This window comes from Bacillus sp. 11B20 (assembly GCF_056098985.1).
On sequence record NZ_JBLZWZ010000009.1, the window covers coordinates 39,869 to 53,006 of the forward strand.

Annotated in this window: 9 protein-coding genes and 2 pseudogenes; 1 reads left to right on the forward strand and 10 read right to left on the reverse strand. The window is 40.0% G+C overall.

Annotation, left to right across the window (positions count from 1 at the left end):
* Positions 1-167 precede the first annotated feature (167 nt).
* From ACN6NB_RS14370 to ACN6NB_RS14380, 3 genes are all read right to left on the reverse strand, one after another.
* Positions 168-1,001: an undecaprenyl-diphosphate phosphatase gene (locus tag ACN6NB_RS14370; RefSeq protein ID WP_039183288.1), complete on the reverse strand. Its 834-nt coding sequence runs from the start codon at positions 999-1,001 to the stop codon at positions 168-170.
* A gap of 127 nt (positions 1,002-1,128) precedes the next feature.
* A complete protein-coding gene (locus ACN6NB_RS14375) occupies positions 1,129-2,271 on the reverse strand; it encodes an AI-2E family transporter (protein WP_039181030.1) in 1,143 nt (380 codons plus the stop codon).
* A gap of 73 nt (positions 2,272-2,344) precedes the next feature.
* On the reverse strand, positions 2,345-2,728 hold the full coding sequence (locus ACN6NB_RS14380; protein ID WP_474253401.1) for a DoxX family protein: 384 nt from the start codon (positions 2,726-2,728) through the stop codon (positions 2,345-2,347).
* A gap of 197 nt (positions 2,729-2,925) precedes the next feature.
* Here ACN6NB_RS14380 and ACN6NB_RS14385 point away from each other — a divergent pair, with 197 nt between their 5' ends.
* A complete protein-coding gene (locus ACN6NB_RS14385; protein WP_144490195.1) occupies positions 2,926-3,918 on the forward strand; it encodes a Gfo/Idh/MocA family protein in 993 nt (330 codons plus the stop codon).
* A 73-nt stretch (positions 3,919-3,991) separates the two neighbouring features.
* Here ACN6NB_RS14385 and ACN6NB_RS14390 read toward each other — a convergent pair whose 3' ends face one another.
* The 7 genes and pseudogenes from ACN6NB_RS14390 to ACN6NB_RS14420 all read right to left on the reverse strand — a co-directional run.
* On the reverse strand, positions 3,992-4,516 hold the full coding sequence (locus ACN6NB_RS14390; protein ID WP_024423278.1) for a type 1 glutamine amidotransferase domain-containing protein: 525 nt from the start codon (positions 4,514-4,516) through the stop codon (positions 3,992-3,994).
* Between the two features lie 90 nt (positions 4,517-4,606).
* A complete protein-coding gene (gene tlpB / locus ACN6NB_RS14395) occupies positions 4,607-6,595 on the reverse strand; it encodes a methyl-accepting chemotaxis protein TlpB (protein WP_058838059.1) in 1,989 nt (662 codons plus the stop codon).
* A gap of 164 nt (positions 6,596-6,759) precedes the next feature.
* On the reverse strand, positions 6,760-7,707 hold the full coding sequence (locus ACN6NB_RS14400; RefSeq protein WP_369880186.1) for a methyl-accepting chemotaxis protein: 948 nt from the start codon (positions 7,705-7,707) through the stop codon (positions 6,760-6,762).
* Positions 7,699-8,736 (reverse strand): annotated as a pseudogene (locus ACN6NB_RS14405) (HAMP domain-containing protein); the annotation flags it as partial. The gene ACN6NB_RS14400 and the pseudogene ACN6NB_RS14405, both read right to left, overlap by 9 nt.
* 172 nt (positions 8,737-8,908) lie before the next feature.
* Entirely contained in the window at positions 8,909-10,900 is a 1,992-nt protein-coding gene (locus ACN6NB_RS14410) for a methyl-accepting chemotaxis protein (RefSeq protein ID WP_039181045.1), read from the reverse strand.
* A 125-nt stretch (positions 10,901-11,025) separates the two neighbouring features.
* Complete coding sequence (locus ACN6NB_RS14415; RefSeq protein ID WP_369880190.1) at positions 11,026-11,976, reverse strand: methyl-accepting chemotaxis protein; 951 nt, start codon at positions 11,974-11,976, stop codon at positions 11,026-11,028.
* Positions 11,968-13,098, reverse strand: a pseudogene (locus ACN6NB_RS14420) (cache domain-containing protein); the annotation flags it as partial. The gene ACN6NB_RS14415 and the pseudogene ACN6NB_RS14420, both read right to left, overlap by 9 nt.
* Between the last annotated feature and the right edge of the window lie 40 nt (positions 13,099-13,138).

The following is a 13,138-nucleotide window of genomic DNA, read 5'->3' on the forward strand; positions in this document are numbered from 1 at the left end:
TTCTAACTCCTCCTTTAATTGGTATGTTTATGTACTACCCCTTTCTCTGTCTCTTAAACACTAATTTATGAAAAAAATTCTTATTCTACCAATTAAGAGGGTGTTTTTAGTGTTTAATTAGGCGAAATAACAAAAAAACTACTCTTTTATAAAGAGTAGTTTACATATTACATGAACAGGATAAATAAAATCACACCTAGGATAATTCGGTATATCGCAAAAGGCACCAGTTTGATTTTATTGATCAGTTTTAGGAAGAATCGAACAACAAAGAGAGCCACAACAAACGCACTCACAAAGCCGACGATAAAGAATGGCAGCATGTCTGTTGTTAAATATTCAGCATTTTTCACAAGGGTTAACAAGCTTGCTCCCGCCATAATTGGCATCGCCATGATAAATGTAAAGTCTGCCGCAGCACGGTGATTCAAACCAAGAATAACCCCGCCTGCGATCGTCGAACCTGAGCGCGAGAAGCCTGGCCATAATGCCAAACATTGAAACAGTCCAATATAAAGCGCCTGTCTGTACGTCATGTTATCGACAGAGCTTGTTTCTGTTTTCCGTTTATTGATCCAGTCAGCGACAAGCATCAGCACTGCCCCTAAAATCAAACCGACAGCGACCGTTCTGACGTCAAATAAGTATTTATCAATATAATCTTCAAATAAGAATCCTAAAATGACGGCTGGAACAAGTCCAACAGCAATTTGGGCGATGGTCAGCTTATGCCCGCTGCGCTTTTGTTCTTCGGTGATATTTTTCTTTAAGCCCAATAAGTTTAAAATACGATCTTTAAACACGATCATGACAGCTAAAATAGAGCCTAACTGAATCACGACTTTAAATGTATTAGCCGCTTCTGGCGTAATAATTTCCTTTGATTTTAGCCAAAGATCATCGACAATGATCATGTGACCTGTAGATGAAACAGGTGCGTACTCTGTTAATCCTTCGACAATTCCTAAAACCAGTGCCACGAATAAATCCCATAGATTCATGATTTTCTTTCCTTTCAATTCTGATCTTTTGAACACGCCAAACATCTATGTCCACATAAAGACAAGCTTCCTTTATCGAAAGCTCGTCTTTATGATACTATATTTTTTTCAAAAAAAGATTATGACATCAAACCTTTTCTTCTTTATACAAATTGGACCGCATTTTAAACCAATCAAACAGGTGGGTTGTGATAACCTTCAGAACGGCATACGTCGGAATAGCGACAATGATGCCGATGACGCTGAACAATTTACCAGCTGTTAATAGAACAAAAATAATCGTAATTGGGTGAATATGAAGGTTTTTCCCCATCACCTGAGGCGAAATAAATTTACCTTCAATGAGCTGAACCACTGTCCAGACAATAATAAGTTTTAAAAGCATCACTGGTGACGTCACAAGTGCAATCACAATCGCTGGTGTAATCGCAATTGTTGGACCAAGGTAAGGTACTACGCTTGTACATGCCGCAATGATAGCAAGCAGCAGCGCATAGTCAAGTCCAATGATCATATAACCGATTAACAGAAGAACACCGATACAGAAGCTGACAATAATCTGTCCGCGAATATACGAGCTCAGCCGGTGGTTCATTTCGTGAAGCACGATATGTGTATGTTCTCTCATTTTATTTGGAATGAATTTCAAGAAATAGTCAGGCAGCTTTTTGCCGTCTTTTAATAGATAAAACAGAATGAACGGCACCGTCACGATCGAGATGATAACTTCTGTGAGCGCCCCTAAGAATGTTCCTACACCGGTAAAGGTGCTTTCCAAAATCTTCGTCGCTTGACTAGATGCTTTACTTACCAATTCAGACACATTAAAGTTCATCGTTTTTTGCACTTGATTAATAAAGTTACTTCCCGTTAATTGTCTAATTTGTTCTTCTACTGTATCGACGTATTTCGGAAGATTATGAAATAGACTCATGGTTTGAGCTTGTAAAAAAGGAATAATAGACACGATGGTCACTGTAATAATCCCAATAATGACAAGATATAAAAGCAAAATGGAATAGATCCGCTTGATTCTTGCTTTCTCTAACAAGTTGACAATTGGATTTAATAAATAATACACGACCCCCGTTAAAATAATCGGTAAGGCAATGGTTTTGACGAGTACAATGAGCGGTGTGAAAATAAATGATGTTTTCATGAAAACAAGGATATTCAATCCGATTAATAGCAGGACGAGTAAAAAGAGAACAAACTTGTTATCAAGAAAAAATTTTCTAAATCGACTGCTCCACATTTGCATAGAATTCATATCGTTCCTCCAAACACGGGCTATTTTATGAGTAAATTGTACACTACTTGATCATGATATGGTGATCATTGTTTCAGCTTTTTTCCCATTTTGCAATAGACATCGCCCATATAATGAGAATCGGCTGTCCAATAAGTCTTATCCATAGCAAAGCTTGTTCTGTATTTTCTTGACCTGGAAATGGTATTCCCTCACGTGCAGCAAATAAGTTTGCCGGGAAAATGAGTACAAGATAGACAGCAATGAATTTTGCCGCTGAAATCCTAGAATTCGGCAAAAGCAGCAGCACGGCCAGCAGCCATTCAAGACATGCAGTCACATAGACCATTACATATGGAAATGGCCAGCCTGGCATCATGCGAGCAAAGCCGCCCGGCTCTATTACATGAAAAATACCAGCAACTATGAATAAAAGCGCAAAGGTGTATGTACTTCCTATATGCAGGACGCGCTTCATGTTTCCTCCTCTCCCTTCTATCCTGAGTATTACCCGAAGAAGGAAGAAACTACCCACTTTTCGTACATTTATATCCTTTATGTAAGACGCATCAGCCTATATAAAGGTTTCATCCGCTTTTCAATAAAAAGAATATTCTTTCATACAAACGCTTTCAAAGCATGTATAATCAGAGGAAAGCAGAAGGAGGGAATCACATGATTCGATTTGCTGTCATCGGAACGAACTGGATTACAGATCGGTTCTTACAAGCTGGTGAAGGAATCGCTGACTTTACATGTACAGCCGTCTATTCACGATCCGCTGAAAAAGGACAGGCCTTTGCCGAAAAATACGGGATTGAGACGGTTTTTACGAACTTACAACAAATGGCGGAAAGTGATACGTTCGATGCCGTGTATATTGCGAGTCCAAATGCCCTTCATAAAGAGCAAGCCATGTTGATGATGGAGCATCAAAAGCATGTTTTATGCGAAAAACCATTCGCCTCTCATCGAAAAGAAGTGGAAGAAATGATTGCCGCAGCAAAAAAACATCAAGTGTGTTTGATGGAAGCGATGAAAACGACATTTCTGCCAAACTTTCTGCAAATCAAACAGCACCTTGATCAGCTTGGACCTATCAGGCAAGTGGTCGCGCATTACTGTAAATATTCCTCAAGATACGATGCCTATCGAAACGGCGAGCTTCCAAATGCCTTTAAACCGGAGTTATCCAATGGTTCGTTAATGGATATCGGGGTATACCTCGTTTACCCAGTCATATCCTTATTTGGTCTGCCGAATCAAATCACCGCGAGAGGCTATAAGCTTTCTTCTGGTGTGGATGGAAATGGTTCAGTCCTTTTACAGTATGACGGGCATCAAGCACTTCTTTTTCATTCTAAAATTTCAACGTCTCATTTATCCGCTGAAATTCAAGGCGAGGATGCCACGATGGTGATTGATCAATTCCACCGGCCTTCACGAATCACGATACATGACCGTGATGGACATCAAACTGACATCTCGCTCAAAGATGATCAGCCAGCTATGTCTTATGAAATCAATCATTTTATTGAGTGTATTCAGCAGGGAATGGGGCAGTCTCCGGTCAATACATTTGCGTTATCTGTTCAAACCATGTCCGTCATGGACGAAGCAAGAAGACAAATGGGCGTGATGTATCCTGCCGACAGACAAAATGTGTAGGGCATAAAATGATGAACAAAGGGCGAATTATTTTTTGGTTCGCCCTTTGTTTTTTACGTTTCGTGTCAGTCGCTTATTTTGCCGCTAACACATCCGCAAATGCTTTTACATACGGCGGAAGGTCCGGCGGACGTCTGCTGGAGATGAGGTGGCCATCTGTGACGACCGCCTCATCAAACCAATCCGCACCGGCATTTGTCATATCATCTTTAATACCAGGTGTACTTGTCACTTGTCTGCCTTTCAGGATTCCTGCTGAAATCAGCACCCAGCCGGCATGGCAAATCTGCCCGATTGGTTTTGCCTTCGCATCAAATGTACGGACGATGTCTAATACTTCTGGATAACGGCGCAGTTTATCAGGCGCCCATCCGCCAGGGACAAGCACAGCATCATAATCATCAGCTTGAATGGAATAAAAATCTGCATCAGATACCGCCGGCACACCATACTTCCCGATGTACTCATGATTTGCTTTTTCACCTACAAGATGGACAGTCGCCCCTTCTTCTCTTAAACGCAGAACTGGATACCACAGCTCTAAATCTTCAAAATCATCACTGACAAACGCAATGACCTTCTTATCTGATAAACGCATTCTATCTCTCCTCTTCTTTCGATTTCCTCTATTGTACGAGATGTCCTCTTAAAAAGAAAAGCGGTTCCCCTCGAGGAGAACCACTTGACCTTATTCGCTGATCTTGAATTTTTTAATTAAATCGCGTAATTCTTCCGCCATTTGGGAAAGAGTCGTGGATGAAGAACTAATCTCTTCCATTGAAGCAAGCTGTTCTTCTGCTGAAGCTGCGATATCTTGGATGCTTGCTGAACTCTCTCTCGATACATCTGCAATTTCATTCACTGCTTTAGAAATTTGCTCAGATCCTTTCGACAGCTCGCGCACCGTTGTATTCATTTCGTTCATTCTTGCTGCGATTTCCGCTGTTTGCTCATTTATTTGTGAGAAGCTTTCTTTCGTTTGATCTGTAATAGTAAGACCGTTCTTTACTTCTTCATTCACTGCTTTGAACATATTTTGAGATGTTTCAATTTCAGAGACGATTTCATTCACAAGCTTTTCAATCTCTTTTGCTGAATCTGATGATTGAACCGCTAGTTTACGCACTTCTTCCGCAACAACGGAGAAGCCTCTGCCTGACTCGCCTGCGCGTGCTGCTTCAATAGCGGCATTTAGTGCAAGTAAATTCGTTTGATCCGCTATGCCGTTAATCACGCCTAGGATGTTTGTGATATCTTTTGATTTATGCTCGAGTCCGTTGATCACGCCTTCAGCTTCTTTCACTGAATGGTCAATCGTCTTCATTTGGCCGACAGTTTGCTCCACAAGCTGACCGCCTGTTTCCGCGACTGTTTTTGATTGAACAGATGACGCTGTGATGACATCAGACGTTTCGGCAACTTCGTTCAGTCCTTCATTCATTTGTTTTAAATGAACTGCGCTTTGCTCCACCATTTCGCTTTGATTTTCATTGCCGTTTGAGAATGTTTCAATAGACGATGTAATATGTTCGGTTGCTTTTGTTGTTTGACCTGCACTTGCCGTCAGTTCTTCAGATGATGAAGCGACATTCTCAACAGATGTTTGTACAGCTTGAATGACATCTCTTAGAGACTCACTCATTTCATTAAAGCTTGTGCCAAGCTGTCCAATTTCATCTTTTGAGTGGACATCAATTTTTTCTGTCAAATCTCCCTGACTGATCTTCTTCGAAGAAGAGACAAGAGTGGAAAGTGGTTTTGTAATGGAACGGATGATAAAGAAGATCAGAATCCCGCCAATGATAAGCGCGCCGGCTAAAATGATGGCGGCCATATTAAAAACTGGCTGTGCAGCTTCTTCTACTTCACTGACAAACATCGTCCCGACAATCTTCCAGCCAGTCGCCTTGTTTGTGGTGAACTCCATTTGCTTTTCTTTCCCTTCAAACATATAACTCATAGATCCGTTATCTTGTGAGTACATTTTTTCTAACCATTCACCAGATAATTTCGTTCCTGCTTTTTTCTTTGGATGTGCCACATATGTGCGGTCCGGACTTCCAATAAAGGCATAGCCTTGTTTCCCAATGTTAATGCTATTGGACTCTTTTACTAGATTCGCAATGTCTAGGTTCATCGCGATGACGCCTGATCCATCCTCTAGTTTTTTAGAGATTGTGACCACCAGCGTACCGGTTGATGCCGTTGCATATGGAGCTGAAATAGACAGCTCGCCGTTTTTCGCCCAGCCGTCTTTATACCAATCCCGCTCAGTTGCGACATAATCGGCAGGCATTTTTTGATTAGGATATCTTGAAAACACTTTGCCGTCACTTGAAGCGACAAAAATACCTTCTGTGTCATCATTCATACTCATGAACTGCTCAAAGCGTCCTTGAATATCGGTCGTGCCTTTTTGCTTGAGCTTTTTCTCCGTGATCCATTTGCTAAAGAAATCGGCTGCGTCTGTTTTCACTTTTACAACCTTCGTAATATTTTTATCTAGCTGCTCTACATTTTCCTTTGCGCTTTGCATAATTTGATCATTTAAGGAGGTGCTTGCCGTATGATATGAAGAGAATGCCAATACGATGATTGGGCATAAAAGAATAAATAAGAAAGAGAATACGAGCTTTTTTGATATAGATGGCTTTCTGAAATACTGTATGAATTTCATAAAAAAGAAAACTCCTTTTAGTAAGATAGTATATATATCGGAAGTACTACTAGGTTCTTTACTTTTTTAACTTATTAAAGTCTAAATAAGTCCAAATTACCCAATTTATATGCATTGAATGGAAAAACACCTGACGTTTTGGCGTCAGGTGTTTCGCTACTCTCTTACATTTTAAATTGTTTAATGAGCTCTCTTAGTTCTTCTGCCATCTGAGATAAAGTGGCAGAGGAAGAACTGATCTCTTCCATAGATGCAAGCTGCTCTTCTGCTGAAGCTGCGATATCTTGGAAGCCTGCTGAGCTTTCTCTTGAGAGCTCTTTGATTTGATTCACCGCATGAGAAATATCATTTGAGCCATGCGATAGCTCTTTGGCTGATCCGTTCATTTGTTTCATTTGTTCTGTCATTTCTGATGTTTTATCAGTGATTTTCTCAAAACTCACTTTTGTTTCATCTGTAATGTTTAATCCAGACTGTACTTCACCTGCTACTTGTTTAAACATTTTCTGCGATTTTTCTATTTCCTCCACAATTTCGTTCGTCAGGCTTTCAATTTCTTTTGAAGAGCTTCCTGATTGCTCTGCCAGCTTGCGGACTTCTTCTGCGACAACAGAGAAGCCTCTGCCAGCTTCACCTGCTCGTGCAGCTTCGATCGCAGCATTTAAAGCAAGGAGATTCGTTTGATCCGCAATACCGTTGATGACCCCCAGAATATTTGTAATATCCTTTGATTTCTGCTCTAAACCTGCAATGACAAGCTCTGCTTCTTTTACTGCCTGCTCAATGGTTTGCATTTGACCTGCTGTTTTTTGAACGAGTTCTCCTCCAGCCTGAGCGGTTTTGCTCGATTCGATCGACGATTCCATCATATGAGAGGTCGTGTCGACCATATGCGATAGGCTGCGATCCATTTCGTTTAACTGAACTGAGCTTTTTTCGATCATATCATTTTGATGTTCAGTGCTGTTTGAGAACTGTTCAATAGAGGATGTGATATGCTCGGTCGCTTGAGCTGTCTGTCCTGCACTTGCCGTTAATTCTTCAGACGAAGCAGCCACATTTTCAATCGAATTTTGAACAGCTTGAATGACTTGTTTCAGCTTTGCTGACATGTCGTTAAAGCTTTGCGCAAGTTTACCTATTTCATCGTGCGTACGAACTTCAATATGCTGGGTCAAATCACCTTGACTGATTTTCTCAGCCGATTCAGAGAGCTCTATCAGTGGCTTTCGAATCGATTTAATAATAAAATAAACCGCGATTCCGCCAATGACAATCGCAGCCGCAAGGATGATCATTGTTAAGTCGAGCACTGGCTGAGCGGCTTTTTTTACTTCATTCACATACATCGTTCCAGCAAGCTTCCAGCCTGTTGCTTCATTTGTGTCAAAAAACATTTGCTTCGGCTGGCCATTGTATTCATATTCAAAGCTGCCTTGTTTTTTATCATACAATTTCGAGATAAAGTCACCAGTCAGCTTTGTCCCAGCCTTATCGGTTTTATGGGCAACATAACGCTGATCTGAGGTGGCGATAAACGCATAGCCTTCTTGGCCAATTTTGATGCTGTTTGTATCTTTTATAACCGTATTTAATCGTACATTTACCCCGATCACACCAGATCCATCTGCTAATTGTTCTGATATTGTGATGAGCAGGTCATCAGATGACTTACTTGTAAAAGGATCTGAAATAATGAGTTTCTTATCTCCCATCGATTGCTGAAACCATGGTTCATTTTTTGCGCTCTTTGCATTATCTTTGTGTATCTCGGAATATTCAGTTAGTTTACCAATTTGATCTGCAACAAATACTTCTACTACATCGTCATCTGTTTCCGATAATTGCTCTAATTTCACTTTGAGTAAATCTTTGTTTTTAGCAGCCAATTCACTCTTTTTGACCGATTTGGATAAGTATGAAACAATGTCAATTTTAGGCTGTATATCTTTATTAATGAGTTCATTTAATTGTTGAACACCATTTGCAGCGCTAGACATAATCTCATCATTGAGAGACTTTGATGCCACTTCATAAGAAAATGCGGCCAATACGAGAATTGGCACTAGGAGAATCGCTAAAAATGCAGTAATTAATTTCTTCGACATCGTAAAGTGCTTAAAAAAGTTGATTTTTTTCATAACTCTACTCCTTTTGATTTATGATTTGTGGTCTTTCTCTTCTATTCTTAGGTAATATGAATTATTTTTCAAGGAATAATGTTCAAAAAAACCAAAAAATAAGTACAATTACCTATTTCTTTTTATTCAATAAATAAAAAGAGCCTCTAGTTGGAGGCTCTTTTCTTCATGTCTATTCAACTTTAAACTTGCTAATTAAATCGCGTAATTCTTCTGCCATCGAAGAGAGTGTGGCAGAGGATGAGCTGATTTCTTCCATTGATGCCAGTTGTTCTTCTGCTGAAGCAGCAATGTCTTGAATATTTGCTGAGCTTTCACGTGATACGTCTGCGATCTCACGAACAGCCTCTGACACATGTGCAGAGCCTTTTGAAAGCTGGACAACGGTTTGATTCATTGTTTGAAGCTGGTTAGAAATTTCTTTTGTCATGTCGAAAATATTGTGGAAGCTTACTTTCGTTTGTTCAGTGAAGCTTAGGCCTGATTGAACTTCTCGATTCACCGCAGTGAATACTTCCTGGGATACGTCGATGTCTTGCACGATTTCATTGATCAAATTCTCAATTTCTTTTGCCGAGTTAGCAGATTGAACCGCAAGTTTTCTTACTTCTTCTGCTACAACGGAGAATCCTCTGCCAGATTCACCAGCTCTTGCTGCCTCAATTGCTGCATTTAGTGCAAGTAAATTCGTTTGATCGGCAATTCCATTGATGACACCGAGAATTTGGGTAATGTTTTTAGATTTATTTTCAAGCGCCCTGATGACGTTCTCTGCTTTTTTCACGGACTGATCAATAACATTCATTTGAGAGGCCGTTTTTTCAACAAGCTGTCCGCCTTCTCCTGCGATATCTGTTGATTTGATCGATGAAGCCGTAATAGACTCAGCTGATTCATTCATATTTTGAAGACCACGGTTCATTTCCTCTAACTCGACTGAGCTCAATTCGACTTTATCATTTTGGCTTTCATTTCCGCTGGAGAATTGTTCAATGGCTAGTGTAATATGCTCAGTTGCTTTACTTGTCTGTCCTGCACTGGCAGTCAGTTCTTCTGATGAAGATGCGACATTTTCGACTGAAGTTTGAACGGCTCCAATGAGGGATCTCAATGAATCAATCATCGTATTAAAGCCTTTACCAACTTGTCCAATTTCGTCATCTGACTGGATCTGAAGCTTATCGCGCAAATCACCATCGCTGACTTTTTTCGAGAAACGGGCAAGATTGGATAATCTTTTTGAAATAGAGCGGACGATAAAGAAAATAAGGGTTCCTGCTACAATGAGTGTGACACTGAATACGATAATGGCAGTATTGAAAACGGGCTTTGCCGCTTCTTCTACTTCAGATACGAGCATCGTTCCACCAATTTTCCAGCCGGTTAATTCATTGGTGACATATGCAACCTTTTTATCTGTTCCTTTGAGGGTATAGCTGCCGCTTCCTTCTTTGTTTTTATAAATAATACTGGCCAGATTTTCATTGACCTGACTTCCTGACTTTTGGGTTGGATCTGCTAAAACCGTTTGATCTTTCTCCATCATGAAAGCATAGCCTTTTTGCCCAATTTTGATTTCTTTTAGTTTTTGGAGCAGGCTGTCAATTTCCATATCAAGACCAATGACACCTGAACCATCTTTCGTTTTTTGGGCAATTGTGATCACCATTTTGCCTGTGGATGCTGCTACATATGGTTTTGTGATGACTTGTTTGCCGTTTTCTGCTTTCAATGCCTCTTGATACCAAGGACGTTCTCTTGGATCGTAGCCATCCGGCATCTTTTGGACTGGGTATTGCATAAACAATCCCTTTTCAGAGCCTGCATAGATCGCAGAAACATCTTTTTCATTAATTTTTCCAAATTGCTGTAATTCTTTAATGGTTGCATTTCTATTTTTTTCTTGAAGATTAGACGCTTTGAGTGAATCTGAGAACAGTGTCACAGCATCTGATTTGTTTCCAATATTCTCATTGATTAAGGTATCAAATGCATTGACCTGACTCATCGCACTGCCCATAATCTGTTTGTCTAGCTCTGTCTTTGATGTAAAAAACGCACTAATTGTCAGTGCCACGGTTGGCAGGATAAGAACTACCAAGAAGGCAATGATTAATTTTTTTGAAATGGATGGTTTTTTGAACCATTGGATCATTTTTCCCATTTTAACTTTCCCCCTTTACTTCTCTAAAGTTAATATCGGATGAAAGGTGTATTTTTAGAGACTGGAAATGACGTTTAAAAATAAAAAAAATACCCAGACAATTCTGGATATTTTTTCATCATTATTTAATTAATTTTAAATTGACTTGTGAGCTCTTTTAGCTCCTCTGCCATGTTGGCAAGTGTTACAGAAGAAGACGTGATTTCTTCCATAGATGCTAGCTGCTCTTCTGCTGAAGCCGCAATGTCCTGAATGTTTGCTGCGCTTTCTCTTGAGACTTGGCGCATCTCCTGCATCGCTTGTGAAACAAGCTTTGAACCGCTCGATAGGTCAATGGCTGTATCGTTTAATTGTGACAGTTTTTTCGACATTCCTTCTGCCGCCTCATAAATGTGCTGGAAGCTTTCTTTAGCTTCTTCTGTCATACCGAGCCCTGCGTTTACTTCTCGATTGACTGCTTTGAACATATCTTGAGATTTAGCAATTTCTAACACAATTTCTTGGATAAGCTTCTCAATTTCTTTCGCTGAATCTGCGGATTGGACAGCTAGTTTTCGCACTTCTTCGGCAACGACGGAGAAGCCGCGTCCTGATTCACCTGCTCTTGCTGCTTCGATTGCTGCATTAAGCGCAAGTAAGTTTGTTTGATCCGCAATGCCGTTAATGACATTTAAAATACTCGTAATATCTTTAGACTTGTATTCTAATTCTTTCATGACCTGTTCTGCTTCTTGTACGGATGTATCAATATGTTTCATTTGGCTCGCTGTGCTTTCAACAATTCGCCCGCCTTGACCAGCCGCCTCTGTTGATTGAAGTGAGACAGCAGCTACTTCAGATGAGGTTTGTGACATATCTTGTAATCCTTCGTTCATTGCCACAAGCTGATTCGTACTAGATTCGACTTTCTCGTTTTGTGCTTCATTTCCATTTGAAAATTGTTCAATCGACATCGTGATATGCTCTGTTGCTTGACTCGTTTGACTGGCACTTGCCGTCAGCTCCTCTGAAGCCGAAGCCACATTGTCGACAGATTGCTGTACAGCACGAATGACGTCACGAAGAGATTCACTCATCTTGCTGAAACTTCTTGTGAGATCTCCTATTTCATCCTTCGATTTCGTTTCGAGGGTTTCTGTTAAATCCCCTTCACTCACTTTTTCTGAGAAATCAACAAGCCTTCTCAGTCCAATTGTGATCGAGCGAACGATGAAGAAGATAGCGACACCACCAAGGATAAATGAAGAAATTAAAAGAATAATGGCAGAATTCCAAACTGGCTGTGCTGCTTCTTCTGTTTCTGAGACAAACATCGTTCCAGCAATTTTCCAACCTGTTAAATCATTTGTTACAAAAACGAGGCGTTTTTGTTCTCCTTTATTCTCATAAGTTGATGTTCCTTCTTTGCCGCTGTAAAGGATAGATGAAATATTTTCTGTGACCTTAGATCCTGATTTTTCTTCTGGATGGGCTACAATTTGTTTGTTTTTATTTGCAATAATTGGATATCCTTCTCGTCCAATTTTAATATCTTTTATTTTATTTACAATGTCTTGCACATCAATATCGATTCCGATGACTCCCGACCCATCCTTCAGTCGCTGAGCAATCGTGACAACCATGCCGTTTGTTTTGGAAGAGCCCTTTCCGTTTGTTGTGGCAGAAATGTATGGATTGGAGACAACAGGCTCACCTTTTTCATCCTGCATCGCTAGTTGATACCAATCACGTGTTGTTGGATCATAGCCTTTTGGTATGTCTACTTTAGGAAACTGAATGAAATCACGATTTTTACTTGCTGCATAAAAACCTACTACATCATCTTCATTGATTTTGCTGTATATCTCAAAATGCTCATACAGTTCGTCCTGGTTTTTCTTTTTAAAGTCTGCAGCAGTAGATGTTTCAGCAAAGAGTTTCACCGCTTTTTCCTTATTCGAAAGCTTTTGCTCGATCATGTCATTCAGTTCATTGACTCTTGCATTTGCTCCGTACATGATTTCATGATCTAGTTCTTCTTTGGCAATCTGATATGAAATCGTACTGAGTGTAATAATGGGCAAGACGAGAACAAGTGTGAATGAAATAATCAATCTTTTAGAAATCGATGGTTTTTTCAACCATTTTATGACACTTTTCATGTTTTTCCTCCTTTTAAACGTTATTTTATATATCGGACGGCTTGATATTATTTTCATGTTTTTCAAATAAAAAGGATGACTTTTTGTTTATTTTCAC

What these genes read in the sequence shown, in the direction of transcription:
- ACN6NB_RS14375 (WP_039181030.1), bottom strand. Translation starts at nt 2,271, where the DNA reads ATGAATTCTATGCAAATGTGGAGCAGTCGATTTAGAAAATTTTTTCTT.
- ACN6NB_RS14410 (WP_039181045.1), bottom strand. Translation starts at nt 10,900, where the DNA reads ATGGGAAAAATGATCCAATGGTTCAAAAAACCATCCATTTCAAAAAAA.
- ACN6NB_RS14380 (WP_474253401.1), bottom strand. Translation starts at nt 2,728, where the DNA reads ATGAAGCGCGTCCTGCATATAGGAAGTACATACACCTTTGCGCTTTTA.
- ACN6NB_RS14415 (WP_369880190.1), bottom strand. Translation starts at nt 11,976, where the DNA reads ATGAGTGAATCTCTTCGTGACGTCATTCGTGCTGTACAGCAATCTGTC.
- ACN6NB_RS14400 (WP_369880186.1), bottom strand. Translation starts at nt 7,707, where the DNA reads ATGTCAGCAAAGCTGAAACAAGTCATTCAAGCTGTTCAAAATTCGATT.
- ACN6NB_RS14390 (WP_024423278.1), bottom strand. Translation starts at nt 4,516, where the DNA reads ATGCGTTTATCAGATAAGAAGGTCATTGCGTTTGTCAGTGATGATTTT.
- ACN6NB_RS14370 (WP_039183288.1), bottom strand. Translation starts at nt 1,001, where the DNA reads ATGAATCTATGGGATTTATTCGTGGCACTGGTTTTAGGAATTGTCGAA.
- tlpB (WP_058838059.1), bottom strand. Translation starts at nt 6,595, where the DNA reads ATGAAATTCATACAGTATTTCAGAAAGCCATCTATATCAAAAAAGCTC.
- ACN6NB_RS14385 (WP_144490195.1), top strand. Translation starts at nt 2,926, where the DNA reads ATGATTCGATTTGCTGTCATCGGAACGAACTGGATTACAGATCGGTTC.